General features: G+C 71.7%; 19 protein-coding genes. 9 read left to right on the top strand and 10 right to left on the bottom strand.

The genetic code is table 11. The features are described from left to right. Positions 1 to 129 precede the first annotated feature (129 nt). Genes J4573_RS40305 through iolD form a run of 6 tightly spaced genes read left to right on the top strand, consistent with a single transcriptional unit; the run spans position 130 to position 6,558 of the window. Positions 130 to 1,122, top strand: coding sequence for a Gfo/Idh/MocA family protein (locus J4573_RS40305; RefSeq protein WP_208261415.1), 993 nt, complete (start codon positions 130 to 132; stop codon positions 1,120 to 1,122). Further along, positions 1,119 to 2,003: a TIM barrel protein gene (locus J4573_RS40300; protein WP_208261414.1), complete on the top strand. Its 885-nt coding sequence runs from the start codon at positions 1,119 to 1,121 to the stop codon at positions 2,001 to 2,003. The genes J4573_RS40305 and J4573_RS40300 overlap by 4 nt, the downstream gene beginning before the upstream one ends. Continuing rightward, on the top strand, positions 2,000 to 2,971 hold the full coding sequence (gene iolC, locus J4573_RS40295) for a 5-dehydro-2-deoxygluconokinase (protein WP_307797289.1): 972 nt from the start codon (positions 2,000 to 2,002) through the stop codon (positions 2,969 to 2,971). The genes J4573_RS40300 and iolC overlap by 4 nt, the downstream gene beginning before the upstream one ends. Then, positions 2,968 to 3,858 carry a Cgl0159 family (beta/alpha)8-fold protein gene (locus tag J4573_RS40290; protein WP_208261413.1) on the top strand — a complete coding sequence of 297 codons (891 nt, stop codon included), beginning with the start codon at positions 2,968 to 2,970 and terminating at the stop codon, positions 3,856 to 3,858. The genes iolC and J4573_RS40290 overlap by 4 nt, the downstream gene beginning before the upstream one ends. Positions 3,859 to 3,871: 13 nt before the next feature. Next, positions 3,872 to 4,732: a 5-deoxy-glucuronate isomerase gene (iolB, locus tag J4573_RS40285; RefSeq protein WP_307797288.1), complete on the top strand. Its 861-nt coding sequence runs from the start codon at positions 3,872 to 3,874 to the stop codon at positions 4,730 to 4,732. After that, entirely contained in the window at positions 4,729 to 6,558 is a 1,830-nt protein-coding gene (gene iolD / locus J4573_RS40280) for a 3D-(3,5/4)-trihydroxycyclohexane-1,2-dione acylhydrolase (decyclizing) (protein ID WP_208261411.1), read from the top strand. The genes iolB and iolD overlap by 4 nt, the downstream gene beginning before the upstream one ends. A 10-nt stretch (positions 6,559 to 6,568) precedes the next feature. On the opposite strand, the gene J4573_RS40275 is transcribed toward iolD, so the two are convergent. Together J4573_RS40275 and J4573_RS40270 are read right to left on the bottom strand one after the other, a co-directional pair. After that, positions 6,569 to 7,195 (bottom strand): nucleoside/nucleotide kinase family protein, encoded by a 627-nt coding sequence (locus J4573_RS40275; RefSeq protein WP_208261410.1) that lies wholly within the window; start codon positions 7,193 to 7,195, stop codon positions 6,569 to 6,571. An 80-nt stretch (positions 7,196 to 7,275) separates the two neighbouring features. Then, on the bottom strand, positions 7,276 to 7,719 hold the full coding sequence (locus J4573_RS40270) for an ester cyclase (RefSeq protein WP_208261409.1): 444 nt from the start codon (positions 7,717 to 7,719) through the stop codon (positions 7,276 to 7,278). Positions 7,720 to 7,805: 86 nt separating this feature from the next. Between J4573_RS40270 and J4573_RS40265 the strand changes: the two genes are divergently transcribed. Both J4573_RS40265 and J4573_RS40260 read left to right on the top strand, forming a co-directional pair. Beyond that, positions 7,806 to 8,411: a TetR/AcrR family transcriptional regulator gene (locus J4573_RS40265; protein WP_208261408.1), complete on the top strand. Its 606-nt coding sequence runs from the start codon at positions 7,806 to 7,808 to the stop codon at positions 8,409 to 8,411. Positions 8,412 to 8,714: 303 nt separating this feature from the next. Beyond that, the gene (locus tag J4573_RS40260) at positions 8,715 to 10,718 is read left to right on the top strand and encodes a SpoIIE family protein phosphatase (RefSeq protein ID WP_307797286.1); all 2,004 of its coding nucleotides are present in this window, start codon (positions 8,715 to 8,717) and stop codon (positions 10,716 to 10,718) included. Positions 10,719 to 10,732: 14 nt separating this feature from the next. On the opposite strand, the gene J4573_RS40255 is transcribed toward J4573_RS40260, so the two are convergent. The 8 genes from J4573_RS40255 to J4573_RS40220 form a co-directional block, all read right to left on the bottom strand. Then, the gene (locus J4573_RS40255) at positions 10,733 to 11,839 is read right to left on the bottom strand and encodes a GTP-binding protein (RefSeq protein ID WP_208261407.1); all 1,107 of its coding nucleotides are present in this window, start codon (positions 11,837 to 11,839) and stop codon (positions 10,733 to 10,735) included. After that, on the bottom strand, positions 11,836 to 12,831 hold the full coding sequence (locus J4573_RS40250; protein ID WP_208261406.1) for a methyltransferase domain-containing protein: 996 nt from the start codon (positions 12,829 to 12,831) through the stop codon (positions 11,836 to 11,838). The genes J4573_RS40255 and J4573_RS40250 overlap by 4 nt, the downstream gene beginning before the upstream one ends. Further along, positions 12,828 to 13,634: an ArsI/CadI family heavy metal resistance metalloenzyme gene (locus tag J4573_RS40245; RefSeq protein WP_208261405.1), complete on the bottom strand. Its 807-nt coding sequence runs from the start codon at positions 13,632 to 13,634 to the stop codon at positions 12,828 to 12,830. Before J4573_RS40245 ends, J4573_RS40250 begins: the two co-directional genes overlap by 4 nt. 36 nt (positions 13,635 to 13,670) lie before the next feature. Beyond that, the gene (locus J4573_RS40240; protein ID WP_208261404.1) at positions 13,671 to 14,027 is read right to left on the bottom strand and encodes a hypothetical protein; all 357 of its coding nucleotides are present in this window, start codon (positions 14,025 to 14,027) and stop codon (positions 13,671 to 13,673) included. 26 nt (positions 14,028 to 14,053) lie between these two features. Beyond that, positions 14,054 to 15,334 (bottom strand): aminotransferase class V-fold PLP-dependent enzyme, encoded by a 1,281-nt coding sequence (locus tag J4573_RS40235; protein WP_208261403.1) that lies wholly within the window; start codon positions 15,332 to 15,334, stop codon positions 14,054 to 14,056. A 266-nt stretch (positions 15,335 to 15,600) separates the two neighbouring features. Next, positions 15,601 to 16,443, bottom strand: coding sequence for a 5'-3' exonuclease (locus tag J4573_RS40230; RefSeq protein ID WP_208261402.1), 843 nt, complete (start codon positions 16,441 to 16,443; stop codon positions 15,601 to 15,603). Positions 16,444 to 16,497: 54 nt separating this feature from the next. Then, positions 16,498 to 17,250 (bottom strand): SDR family NAD(P)-dependent oxidoreductase, encoded by a 753-nt coding sequence (locus J4573_RS40225; RefSeq protein ID WP_208261401.1) that lies wholly within the window; start codon positions 17,248 to 17,250, stop codon positions 16,498 to 16,500. Between the two features lie 23 nt (positions 17,251 to 17,273). Continuing rightward, entirely contained in the window at positions 17,274 to 17,999 is a 726-nt protein-coding gene (locus J4573_RS40220) for an SDR family oxidoreductase (RefSeq protein WP_208261400.1), read from the bottom strand. A gap of 101 nt (positions 18,000 to 18,100) precedes the next feature. Here J4573_RS40220 and J4573_RS40215 point away from each other — a divergent pair, with 101 nt between their 5' ends. Further along, positions 18,101 to 18,931 (top strand): helix-turn-helix domain-containing protein, encoded by an 831-nt coding sequence (locus J4573_RS40215; RefSeq protein WP_208261399.1) that lies wholly within the window; start codon positions 18,101 to 18,103, stop codon positions 18,929 to 18,931. The last annotated feature ends 2 nt before the right edge of the window (positions 18,932 to 18,933 follow it).

Below are 18,933 nucleotides of genomic sequence, written 5' to 3'. Positions count from 1 at the left end.
TAGCGGACGGCCCGCAACTTAGTCCTTAAGTCCGTATGTCAGGACAAAGTATTGACAGCCATTGGAGCGTTCCATGAGACTCGATCACGTTGACGAAGGCGTCGGCGATGGCATGGGGGAGGGGACCGTATGAGAGTCGGACTGGCGGGGGCGGGACGGATCGGAGCCGCGCACGCCGAGACGTTGCGAGGTCTGGCGGACGAGGTCGTCATCGCCGACGCCGACGCCGGGCGGGCACAGGAGGTCGCCGCCAAGCTCGGCGCCGGGGCCGCGAACGGGGTGGACGAGCTGTTCTCCTCGGGCCTGGACGCCATGGTCGTCACCACGCCGACCGCCGCGCACGCCGACCTGGTGATCAGGGCGGTCAAGGTCGGCCTGCCGGTGTTCGTCGAGAAGCCGCTCGCCGCGGACCTCGATGGAACGATCCAAACGCTGACCGCGCTGCGCGGATCGGACGTGCCGGTGCAGATCGGCTTCCAGCGGCGCTTCGACCCCGGCCACGTCGCCGCGCGCGACGCGGTGCGCTCGGGACGGCTCGGCTGGGTGCACACCGTGCGCTCGCTGACCCTCGACCGCGTCCCGCCGCCGGACGCGTACATCCCGACCTCCGGCGGTCTCTTCCGGGACTGCTCGGTCCACGACTTCGACGCCGTACGGTTCGTCACCGGCCGCTCGATCACCGAGGTGACCGCCACCGGCGCCAACCACGGGCCCGGGGCGTTCGCGCGGTCCGGCGACGTCGACACCGGCTCGGCCATGCTCGCGCTCGACGACGGAACGATCGCCGTCGTCTCCGCGACCCGCTACAACGCGGCCGGCTACGACGTCCGGCTGGAGGTCCTCGGCTCGCGCGACGGCGTCGTCGCCGGGCTGGACGACCGGACCCCGCTGCACCCCGCCGGCGACGGCTACACCCCGTCCGGCCCGGCGCACGGCGGGTTCCTCGAACGGTTCGCCGAGGCCTACGCGGCCGAGCTGCGCGCCTTCGTCGACATGGTCGCGCGCGGCACCGCGAGCCCGTGCCCGCCCGAGGAGAGCCTGGAGGCGTTCTACGTGGCCGAGGCCTGCGAGATCTCCCGCCGCGAGCGGCGCACCGTAGCCATCGAGGAGGTACGCCGATGAGCATCGACACCGCGATCGCCGCCGAACGCGTCGCCGCCGCCCCCATCTCGTGGGGAGTCTGCGAGGTCCCCGGCTGGGGCCACCAGATGGAGCCCGGCCGCGTGCTCTCCGAGATGCGCGACCTCGGCATCAGCGCCACCGAGTTCGGCCCGGACGGCTTCCTGCCCGCCGACCCCCGCGGCCGGTCCGAGCTGCTCGGCACGTACGGGCTGGCTCCGGTCGGCGGCTTCGTCCCGCTCGTGCTGCACGAGCCCGGCCGCGACCCGATGCCGGAGCTGGCCCGCGCGCTCGACTCGTTCGGCGACCCCGGCGCCACCGCCGTGCTGGCCGCCGTCACCGGCCTGGACGGCTACGACGAGCGGCCCGTGCTGAACGCCGAGAACTGGAAGACACTGTTCTTCAACCTCGACCGCGCCGCCGCCTACGCCGCCGAACGCGGCCACCGCGCCACGCTGCACCCGCACGTCGGCACGGTCGTCGAGCGGCGCGAGGAGGTCGACCAGGTGCTGGCCGGATCGGACGTCCCGCTCTGCCTGGACACCGGCCACCTGCTGATCGGCGGCACCGACCCGCTGGAGCTGGCCCACTCGGCCGCCACCCGGATCTCGCACGTGCACCTCAAGGACGTCGACGCGGCGCTCGCCGAGAGCGTCCAGGCCGGGCGCACGACCTACACCGATGCGGTCCGCGACGGCATCTACCGGCCGCTCGGTCACGGCGACATCGACATCGCGGGCATCATCGGCTCGCTCGAAGGAGCGGGCTACCGGGGCTGGTACGTCCTGGAGCAGGACACCATCCTGGGTTCTGAGCCCGCACCGGACGCGGGCCCGCGCGGCGACGTGCGCACGAGCCTGGCCTTCCTCGGGAGGACGCCGTGACCTTCGACCTCATCACGATGGGGCGGGTGAGCGTCGATGTGTACCCGCTCCAGATCGGCGTGGCGCTGGAGGACGTCGAGTCGTTCGGCAAGTACCTGGGCGGCAGCCCGACCAACGTCGCGGTCGCCGCGGCCCGGCACGGCAACCGGACCGCGGTGATCACCAGGACCGGCGCGGACCCGTTCGGCCGGTTCATCCACCGCAAGCTCGGGGAGTACGGGGTGGACGACCGGTTCGTCACCGACGTCCCGGGGCTGCCGACGCCGCTGGCGTTCTGCGAGATCTTCCCGCCCGACGACTTCCCGCTCTACTTCTACCGCTACCCGAAGGCACCCGACCTGGAGATCTACCCGGAGGAGCTCGATCTGGAGGCCATCGCCGAGGCCCGGATCTTCTGGGCGACGGTGACCGGCCTGTCCCAGGAGCCGAGCCGGGAGGCGACGCTGACCGCGCTCGCCGCGCACCCAGGGACGACCGTTCTGGATCTGGACTGGCGGCCGATGTTCTGGGAGTCGCCCGAGGCGGCCAAGGACCTGATCGCCCGCGCGCTGGAGAACGCGACCGTCGCGGTCGGCAACCTGGAGGAGTGCGAGGTCGCGGTCGGCGAGCGCGAGCCGCACGCCGCCGCCCGCGCGCTCCTGGACCGCGGCGTGTCCGTCGCGATCGTCAAGCAGGGGCCGCGCGGCACGCTCGCCGCCTCGGCGGACGGGATCGTCGAGGTCCCGCCGACGCCGGTGGAGGTGGTGAACGGCCTGGGCGCGGGCGACGCGTTCGGCGGCGCCGTCTGCCACGGCCTGCTGAACGGCTGGGACCTGGAGCGGATCGTCCGCTTCGCCGGGGCCGCCGGGGCGATCGTCGCCTCCCGGCTCGCCTGCGCCGATGCGATGCCCGACTCCGGCGAGGTCGAACGCCTGCTCGCCGAGACCGCTGGAACCGCTGATACGACCAACAAGGAGACGACGGTTTGAGCACCGGCACGTTCGCCGAACGCTACGCGGAGCTGGTCGAGACGCGGGCGGCCCGGCCCGGCGCGATCGCCGAGGCCGCCGCCCGCCGCGCCCGGCCCGGCATCCCGCTCGGCGCCGCCGGCCGGCTGATGATCATCGCGGCCGACCATCCCGCGCGCGGGGCGCTGCGTGCCGGGGCCGACCCGCAGGCCATGGGCAACCGCCGCGACCTGCTGGAGCGGATCTGCGCCGGGCTCGCCCGGCCGGGCGTGCACGGCGTGCTGGCCACCCCGGACATCATGGAGGACCTGCTCCTGCTCGGTGAGCTGGAGGGCAGGTTCGCGATCGGGTCGATGAACCGGGGCGGCCTGGCCGGGGCGTCGTTCGAGATCGACGACCGGTTCACCGCCTACACCGCGGCCGCCATCGCCGCCGCGGGCCTGGACGGCGGCAAGATGCTGCTGCGCGTCGACCTGGGCGACCCGGCGACGGCCCCGACGCTGGAGGCCTGCGGGAACGCGGTCACCGAACTCGCCGCGCACGACCTGCCGGCGATGGTCGAGCCGTTCCTGTCCGTCCGGCGCGACGATGGGAAGATCGCGAACGTGCTCACCCCGGAGGCGATGATCAAGGTCATCTCGATCGCCTCCGGGCTCGGCGCCACGTCCGCGCACACCTGGCTGAAGGTGCCCGTCGTCGACCGGATGGAGGAGGTCATGGAGGCCTCGACGCTGCCCGCGCTGCTGCTGGGCGGCGAGGTGCCCGACGACCCCGAGGCGGCCCTGGCCGGCTGGAAGGCCGCGCTCGACCTGCCGACCGTGCGCGGCCTGATCGTCGGCCGGTCGGTGCTGTACCCGCCCGGCGACGACGTCGCGGGCGCCATCGACGCCGCGGTGGAGCTGCTGTGAACGTGGAGCTGCTGTGAACGGAGAGGTTCCCATGGAGATCACACCGGAGAGCGCGGGCTGGGCGTACTCGGGCCTGCGCGTGGTGACCCTCGGCCCGGGGGAGGAGGTCACGCTGGAGACCGGGGCGTCGGAGACGCTCGTGCTGCCGCTGGCCGGAGCGTGCGTGGCGACGATCGGCGTCCCCGCCGACGAGATCGCCGTGACGTTCGAGCTCCAGGGCCGCCCCGACGTCTTCTCCCGCGTGACCGACTTCGCCTACGCGCCGCGCGACTCTTCCATCGTGCTGTCCTCCCGCGAGGGCGGGCGGTTCGCGCTGCCCGCCGCGCGCTGCGAGCGGCGGCTGCCGCCCCGCTACGGGCCCGCCGAGAAGGTGCCGGTCGAGCTGCGCGGCGCCGGGCAGATGAGCCGCCAGGTGAACAACTTCTGCACGCCCGAGGCGTTCGAGGCCGACAAGCTGATCGCGTGCGAGGTGCTGACGCCGGGCGGCAACTGGTCGTCCTACCCGCCGCACAAGCACGACGAGCACACCGAGAACGAGTCGGTGCTCGAGGAGATCTACTACTTCGAGGTCGCCGACGCGCCGCACGGTGGTGCGGGCATGGGCTACCAGCGGGTCTACGGCAGCACCGACGTGCTGGCCGAGGTCCGCACCGGCGACACCGTGCTGATCCCGCACGGCTGGCACGGCCCGTCGATGGCGGCGCCCGGCCACGACCTCTACTACCTGAACGTGATGGCGGGACCCGGCGAGGAACGCGCCTGGAAGATCTGCGACGACCCGGCGCACACCTGGATCCGCAGCACCTGGCCGGACCTGCCGGCCGACCCGAGGCTGCCGATGAGCTCGGCGGCCGGACCCGAGGGGGACCGATGACCGAGACCGTGCGGCTGACCGTCGGGCAGGCGGTCGTCCGCTTCCTGGCCAGCCAGTGGACCGAGCGGGACGGCGAGCGGCAGCGCTTCTTCGCGGGCTGCTTCGGCATCTTCGGCCACGGCAACGTGGCGGGTCTCGGGCAGGCGCTGCTGGAGTACGGCGACGAGCTGCCCTACCGCGCGGCCCGCAACGAGCAGGCGATGGTGCACGCGGCGGTCGGCTACGCGCGCACGCACGACCGGCTCCGCGCGTACGCCTGCACGACCTCGGTCGGCCCGGGCGCGACCAACATGGTCACCGGCGCCGCCCTCGCGACCATCAACCGCATCCCGGTGCTGCTCCTGCCCGGCGACGTCTTCGCCACCCGCGTGGCCAACCCCGTTCTGCAGGAGCTGGAGGACCCGCGTTCCTACGACGTGTCGGTGAACGACTGCTTCAAGCCGGTGTCGCGGTTCTGGGACCGGATCAACCGGCCCGAGCAACTGCCGAGCGCGCTGCTGGCCGCGATGCGCGTGCTCACCGACCCGGCCGAGACCGGCGCGGTCACCCTCGCGCTGCCGCAGGACGTGCAGGCCGAGGCCTACGACTGGCCGGCGGAGCTGTTCGCCGAACGGGTCTGGCGGATCGCCCGGCAGGTGCCCGAGCCCGCCCTCATTGAGGAGGCCGCCGCGCTGCTGCGCAACGCCGAGCGTCCCCTCATCGTGGCGGGCGGCGGCGTGATCTACTCGCGCGCGACCGAGGCGCTGCGCGCGTTCGCCGAGGCCACCGGCATCCCGGTGGCCGAGACCCAGGCGGGCAAGGGCGCGCTGGTCTGGGACCACCCGAGCTCGGTGGGCGCGATCGGCGCGACCGGGACCACCGCCGCCAACGCCCTGGCACGCGAGGCCGACGTCGTGCTGGGCATCGGCACCCGCTACAGCGACTTCACCACCGCCTCGCGCAGCGTGTTCGCCCGGCCGGGTGTCCGTTTCGTCAACCTCAACGTCGCGGTGCCGGACGCCGTCAAGCATGCGGGCCTGCCGCTGACCGCCGACGCGCACGCAGGTCTGGTGGCGCTCCGGTCGGCGATGACCGGCCACGCCGTCGCCGCGTCCTACCGCGCCGAGATCGCCGAACGCGCCGCCCGCTGGAACGAGGCCGTCGACCGGGCCTACGCGCCCGGCGACGGCGGGCTCCCGGGCCAGCCGGAGGTCATCGGCATCGTCAACGAGGTCAGCGGCCCGCGCGACGTCGTGGTGTGCGCCGCCGGATCGATGCCGGGCGACCTGCACAAGCTGTGGCGCACCCGCGACCCCAAGGGCTACCACGTGGAGTACGGCTACTCCTGCATGGGCTACGAGATCGCCGGAGGACTCGGCGTGAAGCTCGCGGCGCCCGACCGCGAGGTCTTCGTCATGGTCGGCGACGGCTCGTACCTGATGATGGCGCAGGAGCTCGTCACCGCCGTCGCCGACGGGATCAAACTGATCGTCGTCCTGGTGCAGAACCATGGCTTCGCCTCGATCGGCAACCTGTCGGAGTCGGTCGGCTCCGAACGGCTCGGCACGCGGTTCGACCTGCCCGCCGACCTGGCCGCCAACGCCGCCGCGCTCGGCGCCGACGTGCTGCGCGCGGCGACCGCCGAGGAGTTCCGCACGGCGCTGATCAAGGCACGCGACAGCGACAACACGACGGTCGTGCACGTGGAGACCGACATCTCCGTGGGGGCGCCCGACAGCGAGGCCTGGTGGGACGTCCCGGTCGCCGAGGTCTCGGCTCTGGAGTCCACCACCGGCGCCCGCGCCCGCTACGAGGAGGACCGCAAGGCCCAGCGCCCGCTGATCTGATCCGTCCGCGTCACCCGGTGATCAGCGCCGGGTGACGCGGGTCGTCCACCTTGACGGCGACGTCCGCGGCGGCGACCGGCCGGACCTCAGCCTCGTACCTGGCGTACGCGGGCAGGGTCCAGGCCTCGTCACCGGGCGTCCGCCGCGCGAGGGCGCCGCTCGACATGCTCAGGTGAACGGTCAGATCGAACGGGAGGCCGCGGCCGAGCAGCAGCGCGCCGTCCAGTACCAGCACGCCGCCCTCGGCGACCTGCCGGTACTGGGCGCGCGTCGCCCGGTCGCGGACGCTGTCCCACAGGCTCGGCAGCACCTTGCCACTGCCGCCCGGGGCGAGCGGCGCGAGGACCTCGCGGACCAGCCCGCCCTCGTCGAGCCATTCGTCGTAGAAGACGTCGGGGTCGTCGCGCCCGAATTCCAGCCTCAGCGAGGCCGGGCGCAGGAATCCCGCCGCCGCGACGCGCACGACGTCCCGGCCCCGTACGCGCAATGGATCGACCAGCGCGTCGGCGAGCTCCCCCGGCAACGCCGGGGGAGGGCCGTCGACGGCGACCCGCAGCCACCGGTCATCGGGCGTCGCCGCCATCCGCTTGGACAGTTCCTCGACGAGGTGTTCGGGAGAGATCGGTAGCGCGCGCATCCCCTCCATCCTGCAACACGTGGGGTCGTATCGCTCGAGGGGGACGACCCCCCACACCCCCCGGCCGACTTCGTCGGGCTTTACGCGAGCCGTTCCAGGGCTCCGGTCTGGGCGAGGATCGCGAACCGGTCCGGGACACCCCAGTGCTCGACGATGCGGCCCTCGACGACCCGGGCGATGTCGATCACGGTGATGTCGATCGGCCGGCCGCTCGGCGGTCCGAAGTACGGGCCGGTCGCCGTCCCTTGAACATGGACGCGCACCCAGATCGTGTCCCCGCTCTCGACCGAGTCCTCGATGGTGATCTTCGCGTCGGGGACGAGGGTGTGCACGTTCGCGATCGCGGCCTTGACGTGCTCGATGGCCTCGGCGCCCGTCCCGGCCAGGCCGAACTGGTGCTCGACGAGGTCGGGCGAGCAGACCTCGTCCACCACGGCGGTGCCCCCGGTGGCGAAGCCCTCGTCGAAGATGCGCCGCATCGCCTTGTAGGCGGCCGAAGGGTCGGTGTCGGGCTGAGCGGTCATGAGAATCCCCCTTGGATCCGTCCGAGTGCAGTCTTGGTGCACTCGGTGCAGTACTACTGCATTCAGCGCACTGATACTGTGCTCTGGTGGCTCGTCCTGTCAAGACCCCGTCCAACTACCGGCAGCTTCAGGCCGAGAAGACGCGGGAGCGCATCGCCGACGCCGCGCGGCGGCTGTTCGCCGCGGGCGGCTACGGCTCGACCAGCATCGACGCCATCGCCGCCGAGGCCGGGGTGGCCGCCCGCACGGTCTACTCGGCGTTCGGCACCAAGCGGGAGATCCTGTCGCTGATCTGCGAGCGCTGGCTGGCCGAGGCGGGCGCCATGGAGAACGCGCAGAAGGTGTTCGCCGAGGACGACCCGGAGGCGCGCCTGCGCGGCGCCGCGCGCTGGCTGCGCACGCTGTACGAGGCGGGCTTCGACGTGGTCCTGATCTTCGAGGCGGCGACCGACGAGAGCCCCGAGACGCGTGCGCTGCTGCGTTCGAAGCTGGCGGGCCGCAACGAGGTGATGGACGCGATGATCGCCTCGTTGGAGGGCCACCTGCGGGTGCCGGTGGACGAGGCCCAGGCGCTCTACCGCGCGCTGGCCGCCCCCGGCGTGTACCGCGAGCTCGTCGACGAATCGGGCTGGGGTGTCGACAAGTTCGAGCGGTGGGTGGCCGATACTCTGGCGGCGCAACTGCTCGGCTAGTGGCGCCTCTCCTGTCGCGAACGGCGATGAACGGCGATGAACGAGGGGAGAGCGCTTGACGAAATTTCGAGACTATCCGTCATATCGGACATGACTCTTTGATTCATCGGACGTCCTTACGGGCACATAGGGACTACCGAGAAACAGTGCAGCTATGCAGGCAGCGCCTCAGAAGTTAAGGTACTCGTCATCGTCGCCAGGTGGTAAATCCTCACATTCCTCCCGAGAAGGCGGTTACTTTGCACCGTGAGGTGAGATCCTCTTGCTTGCGAAGTGAACCCCCGCCTCGGAGGACGATGTGACGTGAAGCCTCTGCTCCTGGTCAAGGGCCCGGCCAGCACGTGCTACGACGGGCTGATCCGGCCCGTCACGCCTGCCACCTTCGCCATCGACCTTGAAGGCTCAATCGTCCAGTGGGGTTCGGCCGCCGACGAGTTGTTCGGGTATTCCGCCGAGCGCGCCATCGGAAAGGCCATCACCGACCTGGTCCGCGCCGACGAGCACGAGCAGATCAAGACCGCGCTCGCCGAAGTCGCCACCGGCCGCCGCTGGCGCGGCGTGGTCGCGCTGATGTGTTGCAACAATTCCGCCTGCGACATCGAGCTCAGCTGGGACCCGCTCATCGTCGAGGGCCGCGAGCCGCTGGTCGCGGTGGTCGCCAACCCGACCGCAGACCTCGGCGACGCCGGCACGGCCGACGCGGGGCGTGTCAGGCTGGCGCTGCTCAGCGAGGCGAGCATGCGGATCGGCAGCACGCTCGACCTGCGCCAGACCGGCTCGGAGCTGATGGACGTCGCCGTGCCACGCCTGGCCGACGCCGCCGGCATCCTCGTGCAGGAGCGCCTGCTCGCCGAGGACGAGTTCCCCGACCGGCCGACCGACGGCGAGGCCGTGGTCCGGGGCATCGCCTCCGGGGTGACCGGCCCGGTGGTGGACGACTGGAACGCCGAGTTCGAGCTGGAGAAGCTCGTCGTCTACCCCGCCACCAGCTCGTACGCCGAGTGCATGGCGACCGGCAAGCCCGTCACGTTCGGCAAGCGCCCGTGCTCCTGCCTGGTGGTGCCGCTGCGCGCCCGCGGCAACGTGCTGGGCTGTGTGGCGATGATGCGCGGACCCGGCAGGCCCGCGTTCGACCACCAGGACGTGACGCTGGCCGAGGAGCTGGCGGCGCGGGCGGCCGTCTGCATAGACAACGCCCGCCTCTACAACCGCGAGCGCCGTACCGCGCTGACGCTGCAGAGCAGCCTGCTCCCGACCGGGCTGCGGCGGCCGATCGGGCTGGAGATCGCGCACCGCTACCTGCCCGCCAGCGACCTCACCGGCGTCGGCGGCGACTGGTACGACGTCATCCCGCTGCCCGGCGGCCGGGTCGCGCTGGTGGTCGGCGACGTGATGGGCCACGGCACCGCCGCCGCGGCGACGATGGGCCAGCTCCGCACGGCCGTCCGCACGCTCGCGGGCCTGGACCTGCCGCCCGAGGACGTGCTCTACCGCCTGGACCAGATGATCCAGGACATGGGCGGCATGCAGAACGCGACGTGTCTCTACGCCACCTACGATCCGGTCGACCGGGCGGTGGTCGTCTCCCGCGCCGGGCACATCCCGCCGATCATCCTGCGCCCCGACGGCACGACCGAGGTCCTGGAGGTGCCGCCGGGCCTGCCGCTCGGCATCGGCGGCGAGCTCTTCCAGACCAGCGAGGCAGTCCTCGCCGACGGCGACACCCTCGTGCTGCTCACCGACGGCCTGGTGGAGAGCCGGGGCCGCGACATCGACGAGGGGATCGCGGCGCTGCGCGAGAACCTGTCCGGTCCGGTGCGCGAGCTGGAGGACATCTGCGAAGGGGCCATCCACGCGCTCCGGCCGAACCACGACCGCGACGACATCGCGCTGCTGCTGGCCCGCGTGCACACGCTCGGCGGCGACAGCATCGCGATGCTCGAACTGGAGGCCGCGGCGCCGTCGGCGGGGGCCGCGCGGCGGTTCGTCCGCGAGACGCTGACCGGGTGGGACCTGCAGGACCTGGGCTGGACCGCCGAGCTGCTGGTCGGCGAGATGGTCGCCAACGCGATCCAGCACGGCACGGGCCCGATCCAGATCCGGCTGCTGCGCGGCAACGCGCTGCTGTGCGAGGTCGCCGACCGCTCCACGGCGCTGCCGGTCGCACGCACGCCAGGGCCGCTGGCCGAGGACGGCCGCGGGCTCAACATGATCAAGACGCTCGCCGGCCGCTGGGGCGCCCGCCCACTGGTCGGGGGCAAGGCCGTCTGGTGCGAGCTGCCCACCACCCCACCGGACACCCTCTAGCCGACGAGCCGGCGTCAGCCGACCGGGTCGGTGATGCGGTGGATCGGCCGAGGATAGCCGGGCCGGAACGCGATGGCCGTCTCGGTGTCGGGGGTGCTGGCCGCGCCGGTGTCCGCGTCGGCGGCGGCACGGGCCGCGTCCGCCGCGGCGTCCATGACCTCGGGCGCGCACGCGACGCGCGCGTTGATGTTCACCGTTCCCGACAGCGCGGGCTCGGCGACGACGCTGTCCATCTCGGGCGCCTCACCGGCGCTCGTCACGCTCGCCTTGGTGAGTCCCGAGGCCGTCTCGACGCCGACCTTGAGATGGCCCACCACCCAGCCGTTGCGCAGCGCCGCCTCCGACAGGTGCGCCAAGGCCGTACGCGCCCATTGCTCGGGTGAGAAGCCCGGCTCGTCCGCGGTGACCGTGGCCGTCTGGTTGAACCAGGCGAGCTCGGCCTCGGCGGCGGCGTACCGGTCGTAGTCGATGTCGACGTGCGGCGCCGGGGGCGGCGAGGTGTCCCAGGCGGCGACAAGCTCGGCCAGCCCCTCACCGGTCTTGGCCGAATAGGCCAGCACGGTGGCGTGCGGATGGTTCGCGGTCAGATCAGCGATGATCTTCTCGCGGTCCTCGTCGCTCAGCAGATCGGCCTTGTTGACCGCGATGATGTCGGCCTCGGCCAGCTGGTGGCCGAACAGGTAGGCCATGTCGTTGTCGCGGTCGAAGAAGGGCAGCGCGGAGTTCAGCTCGGCGAAGCGACGCGGGTCAACGATGACGGTGAGGGGCGCCGGAGAGAAGTCGTCCTGGTAGTAGGCGCGCAGCGGGCGGATCACGGTGGCCTGCAGGTCGGTGCACGAGCCGACCGCCTCGGCCATCACGGTGTCGACGTCACCGCTCGCCAGCAGGCGCGAGGTGACGGTCATCAGGTCCTCGAAGCGGCAGCAGAAACAGCCGCCCGTCACCTCGCCAACGCTGTCCAGATGGGAGCGCACGAGCCGGGTGTCGATCAGTTCGGTGCCCTGGTCGTTGGTGACGACGGCGACCCTGCGGCCACCCTCCTCCAGCATCCGGGCGGCGGCGATCATCGTGGTGGTCTTGCCGGCTCCGAGGAAGCCGCCGAGCGTGACGAACTTGATCATCGAGCGCTCATCTCTGTCACGATCTCCTTGATCGACTGAGGCGGGGGAAGACGCGTGGCGTGTGCGGTGAGGGCGATGGCACCGTTCAGCACCAGGGTGAGATCCTCGGCGTCGCCCGCGCCGCCGAGCAGTTCGATGAGCCGGCCGCTCCAGGCGGTCTCCCGCGAGTGCGCGTAGCCGGTGTGGCGGAGGTCCAGGTCCCGGCAGGCGGCCGCGACCAGGCCGGCCAGCTCGGCCGCGGCGTCGCCGTGGCCGGGATGGTGCAGGACGACGGAGTGTACCCCGGCGGTGCGGTCGCCGCCCGCGATCGTCACACTCTGCGCGCGGTGGCCGTCGCGGAACGTGGCCGTGCCGACCCGGATCAGGCGCAGGCCGTGCAGGCCGCAGCCGCGCAGGATCGTGCGGTACTCGTCCCAGGTCAGCCCGCTCTCGCACCGGGCCTTGGCGGCCAGATGCTCCTCCGGGGGCGCGGCCGGGTCGCCACCCACGATGTCGGAGACGACGAAGCGCCCGCCGGGCTTCAGCACACGGGCGATCTCGCGCCACGCGGCGGCGGCGTCGACAGCGAGCGACAGGACGCAGTTGCTGATGACGACGTCGGTGAACATGTCGGGGAGCGGCAGCGAGGACGCGTCGCCCGCGACGAAGCTCACCCACCGCATGTCCACCTCGTCGCGGTGGCCTTCGGCACGGGCTCGCATGGCGGGGGAGGGGTCGACACCCACGACGCGCCCGGCCGGGCCGGTGAGCCGTCCGGCGAGGAAGCAGTCCGCGCCCGCGCCCGAGCCGATGTCCACCACCGTCTCGCCGGGACGGACGTCGGCGCCCTCCACGGGGTGCCCGCAGCCCGACGACAGGCTCAGCACGCCCTTGGGGAGCGCGGCCAGCTCTTCCGGGCCGTACAGGTCGGAGGGGGAGCAGCACAGATCGCTCCGGCCCAGCTGCGCCAGCTGGTCGTAGGTCAGCTGGACGAAGGCGGCCTCGTTGGTCACTGGCCCACCGCCGTCGCGCTGGCGGCGGCGCCGCCGGAGATGAAGCTGCGTTCCATCTCCTGATAGCAGATGCAGTCAGGGCCGCAGCCCTCGTCCGCCTCCTCCTCGGTCACCACGAAGATCTCCCAGCGGTTGCCGTCGGGGTCGGCGGCCCAGATCTTGGTCTGCACCGCGTAGCAGCAGGCGGTCTCGGTCTCCTCGGTGATGACGAACCCGGCCGTGACCAGCCGGTCCTTGGCCTGCGCGACAGCGCGGCTGGACTTCACCTGGATGCCGTAGTGCCCGCTGGAGGCCGAGGCCGTGTCGTGCTGGTTCAGCGTCAGGTTGAGCGGGGGCTCCTCCAGCTCGAACTTGATGTAGTCGTCGCGCCGCTTCAGCGGCCTGGTGCCGAACAGCACCATGTAGAACGGCAGGGCCACGTCGACATCGACCACGTCGAGGCTGATGTGGGCCCGCATCGCGGTCGGGAAGTCGACCGCGCTGTCGGCGTCGGTGACCAGCACGGCCGGGCCCTCGACCCCCTCGGTCACCCAGCTCGCCAGCTCCTGCGGCTCGGGGAGCGTCCCGCTCTTCACCGGCTGGCCGTCGACCAGCGTCAGGGGGAAGGTCTGGGCGCCCTTCAGCACCATGACCTGCAAGACCGTCGCGGGAAGCTCGACCTGAGCGCCCGTGGAACGGCCGACGGTCACCACCTCGCCGGGTGCGGCGCTGACGTCGTCGGGCGCGGTCTCCTGGTAGACGCGGATGACGCCGCGGGCCGGCTGCTCATGGTCGGGGTCGGCCACATAGATGGTCAGGGTCATGGGGGTCTCCCACAAGATCGCCCGTCACCGGAAGGCTCAGGGGCAGCAGGCGTTACCGCCGCCCCGATCGTCGGCCCCCGCCATCGGGAGACGCACGGGCGCGGGGGGCTTGTCTCCCGTGGCGTACTCAAGGGCGTCGAAGTAGTTGGGCATCATCCCCGCCGCGACCAGCTCGCCGTCCACGAGCATGACCGGCAGGGGCCCGGCGGGCGCGGACGTCAGATGTGTGATCAATGCGGTCGGCACGCTGATCGAGGCCGTTCCGGGCTCGTTCAGATCGTGGAAATGGATCTCGGCCTCGTCGTCCAGTCGCGCACTGAGGAAGTCCGCCAGCGCCTGGGCGCTGGAGGTTCCGCAGCAGGGGCGGTCGAAGAACTGGATGAGACGCGGCATGAACTCTCCTCTGTCGTGGGAGCGGGTCACCTGACCAGAACGGAGGCGACCTCGTCGACGGCCTCCAGGAATCGTTCGATCTCGGCGGTGGTGTTGTAGAGATAGAGCCCGGCGCGCACGTTGCCGGCCGCGTGGCCGACGCCCTGCACGTCGTCGAAGTTGAAGTAGTTGACCGCGCAGTGCTGCCCCGCGCGGACCGCGATGCCGTGGCGTTCGTTCAGGATGCGGCCGATCTCCTCGGGCGGGATCGTGCCGACGTTGAACGAGACGATCCCGATCCGCTGGTCGGCGTCCGCCGGTCCGTAGAGGTCGACCCCGCGGATCTCGGTCAGCCCCTGCAGCAGCCGTTGCATGAGGCCGTGCTCGTAGGCGGCCAGCCGGTCCAGCCCGACCTCCTGCAGGTAGCCGATGGCGGCCTGCAGGCCGAGCGCCTCGGCGATCGGCGGCGTGCCCGCCTGCCACTTGTGCGGCAGGTCGGTGAACGAGCAGTAGTCGATGCTGCACTCCTCCAGGGAGGGGCACTCGCAGTTGGCCGTGTCGATCGTCCCGCCGCCGAGCATGCCCGGCGTCATCTCGACCGCGTGCTTCAGCTTGATGTAGAGCACGCCGATGCCGGTCGGGCCGAGCATCTTGTGGCCCGAGAACGCCAGGAAGTCGCAGTCCAGCCGGCGTACGTCGATGGGAATGTGGGGGACCGCCTGCGCGGCGTCCACCAGGAACAGCACCCCGTGCTCGCGGCAGAGCCGGCCGACCTCCTCGACCGGGACCACGGTGCCCAGCACGTTGGAGATGTAGGTCAGCGTGACCAGCTTGGTCCGGGGCGAGAACAGCCGCGCGAACTCCTCGACGTCGAACGACCCGTCCCGGTCGGCCGCGTACCAGCGCAGCTCCAGGCCCTTCTCCTTGGCCAGGTGCACCCAGGGGGCCATGTTGGAGGTGTGCTCGAGGTTGGACAGGATGATCTCGTCGCCGGGCTCGAAGTCCAGGGTGTGCGCGACGAGGTTGATCGAGTGCGTCGTGTTCTGCGTGAACACGATCTCCTCGGGGGCGGCGCCGAGGAAGCCGGCGACCGCGCGCACCGCCTCGTCGAACCGCTCCGAGGCGCGCATCGACAGGTCATAGGTCCCGCGGTGGATGTTGGCGCGGAACTTCAGGTAGTACTCGCTCATCGCCTCGACGACCGGGATCGGCGTCAGCGAGGAGGCGACGCTGTCGAGATAGATCTGGTCGGGAGTGATGGTCGGGAAGTCCGCGCGCAGCGCCTCCACGTCGAATGCGGCATGCGCACGCAAGCCGACCATGCTCATCCGGGCTCCTCTCCGGCCTCTCCATGCCGTGTTCCGGGGCCTATGACACCAGGATCACCCGTCCGCGCGCAGCTTGCTACACCAAACAAGGGATTAATTTCCTGACTCTTGACAAGGTGGGTAAATCCCCGGCCAAGCCCCCGCGTTGGGGATTTCTGCGCGGTCAGGCAAGATCAACAGACCTCGTCCTGACTGCGATCATCAGGTGACCAGTAAGGATGGCCCCAGGGGTCACACCCGTCCCCGGCGTCGGCGTGACCCGCGGGTCACCACAGGTCCAGCTTGTCGATGATCTCCGCAGGGGAGGGCAGTGTGGGACTCGGCAGGCCGGTCAGCACGCGCGGGAGCGGCACGTCGATGCGGGCCTCGATCAGCGCGCGCCACGCCAGGAGTTGCTCGAAGTCCTCCTGAACGCGGCGGCCCTTGGCCCCGGTGAGGCGGCCGGACGCCGGCAGATCGTGGACGCTCAGGCCGCCCGCGAGCAGCTTGGCCGCCGTCTTCGGGCCGATGCCCATGACGCCGGGGATGTTGTCGGACGGGTCGCCCGACAGTGCGCGGAAGCACACCCACTGGGCGGGATCGACACCGTGCCGCGCCCGCACCTGCTCGGGGCCGATGACGCGCTCGCCCGGCCGCCGCGCGGTGTTCAGCACGCGCACGCCCGGCAGGTCGAGGAACTGGTAGAAGTCCTTGTCCATCGACATGATCAGCCGGTCCCGGCCGGCGGCCGCGTGCACCAGCGTCGCGATCACGTCGTCGGCCTCGGCGTCGTCGATCTCGATCCAGTCGAGCCCGTACAGCTCCAGGCCCTGCTTGACGTCCGGGAGCGCGAGCAGTGGCCTGCGCGCCTCCTCGTCGTCCGGCCGGTTCGCCTTGTAGTCCGGGTCGGCCGCCCTGCGCGCGGCCGACCCGTTCCGGCCGTCGAAGACCACGACCACCTCGGGCGCGGCCCCCAGCTCGTCGCGGACGGCCGCGCGCAGGATCGCGAAGAACCCGAACACTCCGGTGAGGTCGCGGGTCTGGTCGCGGGAGAGGATCGGCGTCGGGAACCCGTGCGCGGCGCGGAACACCAGGTTGTTGCCGTCTACCAAGAGAAGCGGAACATTCACGCAGAGTGACGGTACCGGTACGCGGTGTGGACTCCGGCGACGCCGCGCCCGGGGCTATTGAGCCGTCCACCCGCCGTCGACCGCGACGAGCGCGCCGGTGATGAAGCTCGCTGCGTCGGAGGCCAGGAACGCGATCGCCTCGGCGACCTCTTCCGGCCGCCCGATCCGCCCGATCGGGTGGGCGTCGCCGAACGAGGCGAGCATCTCGCGGCCGTTGTCGACGACGCCCTCCATGATGTCGGTGTCGATGACGCCGGGGAGCACGGCGTTGGAACGGATGCCCTTCGGGCCGCCCTCGATGGCCAGCACGCGCGTGATCTGGGCCAGGGCGCCCTTGGACGCGGCGTAGGCGGTCTGGGTCGCGAACGCGGCGACCGAGGAGACCGAGGCCACCGAGACGATCGAGCCGCCACCGGCGGCCTCCATCACCCGGAAGGCCTCGCGCGCCTGGACGAAGTTGCCGCGCGCGTTGACGCGCAGGATGGACTCGAAGTCCTCGACGCTGGTCTCGGTGACGGGCTTGTTCAGCGTGCGGCCCGCGTTGTTGACCAGGATGTCCAGGCGCCCGAAGCGTTCGGTGGCCAGGCGCATGGTCGCCCGGGCGAGCTCCTCGTCGGCGACGTCGCCGACGAGCGCGGCCACGTTGCCCGGGTCGCCGGCGGCGAGCTTCTCGACGGCGTCGGAACGGTCGGTGACGACGAGCCGGGCGCCGCGTTCGCGCAGCAGCCCGGCGGTGGCGAGGCCGATGCCGCGGGCGGCGCCGGTGACGACGGCGACCCGGCCGTTGAGGTCCCAGCTGGTGTTCATTGGAGTGTTCCTTCCGGTGGTGCTCAGCGCTGACGGGCGGGGCGGACGACGATCTCGTTGACATCGACGTCGGCCGGTTGGGACAGGGCGTAGGAGACGGCGTCCGCGATGGCGGACGGCTCGATGGCGTTCGCGCGGTAGGTGCGCATGGCCTCGGTGGCGCCGGGCTCGGTGATGGAGTCGGCGAGCTCGGAGGTGACCACGCCCGGCGAGATGGTCGTGACGCGGATCGAGGGGTCGGACTCCTGCCGGAGGCCCTCGGTGATCGCCCACGCGGCGTACTTGGTGGCGCAGTAGACGGCGCCGGTCGGCACGACCTGGTGCGCGCCGACGCTCGCGATCGTGACGAAGTGCCCGCCGCCCTGCGCGGTGAAATGGGGGAGGGCGGCGGCGATCCCGTGCAGGAGCCCCCGGACGTTGACGTCGATCATCCGGTCCCACTCCTCGACCAGCAGGGAGTCCAGGCGGGACAGCGGCATCACCCCGGCGTTGTTGATCAGGGCGTCCACGCGGCCGAAGCGTTCCCGGGCGTCCTTCACGAAGGCCTCGACCGAGGCGCGGTCGGCGACGTCCAGGCGGACCGGGTGGACGGCACCGGCCGTACGCCCGGCCAGCTCCTGGAGACGGTCGATCCGGCGGGCCCCCGCGACCACCTGATGACCCTCGTTCGCCAGCCCCTCGGCGACCGCCGCGCCGATGCCGCTGCTGGCGCCGGTCACGAGGACGATCTTGCTCTCGTTCGTCTGCATGCCATCGACACTGGCCGCTCACGGCGGGATGGGGCAGGGCGAGATCTTCCTGGGAGTACTGCACCCAGGAAGCCCTTGGCCGGCCGACCTACGATGGCCACATGACACGCTCTGACCTCGGCGCTTACCTCAGTGCCCGGCGGGCGCAGGTCACCCCGGACGAGGTGGGCCTGCGCAGCACGGGCCACCGGCGGGTCCCGGGCCTGCGGCGCGAGGAGGTGGCGATGCTGGCCGGGGTCAGCGCCGACTACTACGTGCGCCTGGAGCAGGGCCGCGAACGCACGCCGTCGGCTCAGGTCGTGGACGCGCTCTCGGCGGCGCTGCGCTTGGACGAGGACGGCCGCGGGCACCTGTTCCGCCTGGCCGGTCTCAGCCCACGGCTCGCCCCCGCCGCCGTGCCCGGCCGCGTCGATCCGAGCCTGCTGCAGCTGATGGACGCCTGGCCGAACAACCCCGCGATCGTCTACAACCGCGCCTACGACGTGCTGGCCTCCAACGCCCTGGCCGACGCGCTCTTCCACGACTGGTCGCACTCGCGCAACCTGATGCACGTCGTCTTCACCGACCCCGCCGCCCGTTCGTTCTATAAGGACTGGCACGAGGTGGCGCGCAACTCGGTGGCCGGATTCCGGCTCGGCCACGGCCAGGCTCCCGACGATCCGCGCGTACGCCAGACCCTGCGCGAGCTCCTGGACCTGAGCCCGGAGTTCGCCGAGCTCTGGTCCCACCACGACGCCAGGGGAAAGGCCCTGGAGAGCAAGCGCTTCGAGCACCACGCGGTCGGACCCCTGACGCTGACCATGCAGACCTTCGACGTCCGCTCCAGCCCCGGCCAGGAGCTCGTCGTCTACCACGCCGAGCCGGGCTCGCAGAGCAGCGAGGCCCTCACGCTGCTCGGCTCCCTGGCGGCCACCTCCCGGCAGGAGCGCTGAAC

This window comes from Actinomadura barringtoniae, assembly GCF_017573505.1.
Lineage (GTDB): Bacteria > Actinomycetota > Actinomycetes > Streptosporangiales > Streptosporangiaceae > Spirillospora > Spirillospora barringtoniae.
Note: the sequence above shows the minus strand (reverse complement) of the source record. Positions and strands in the feature narration are given on the sequence as shown.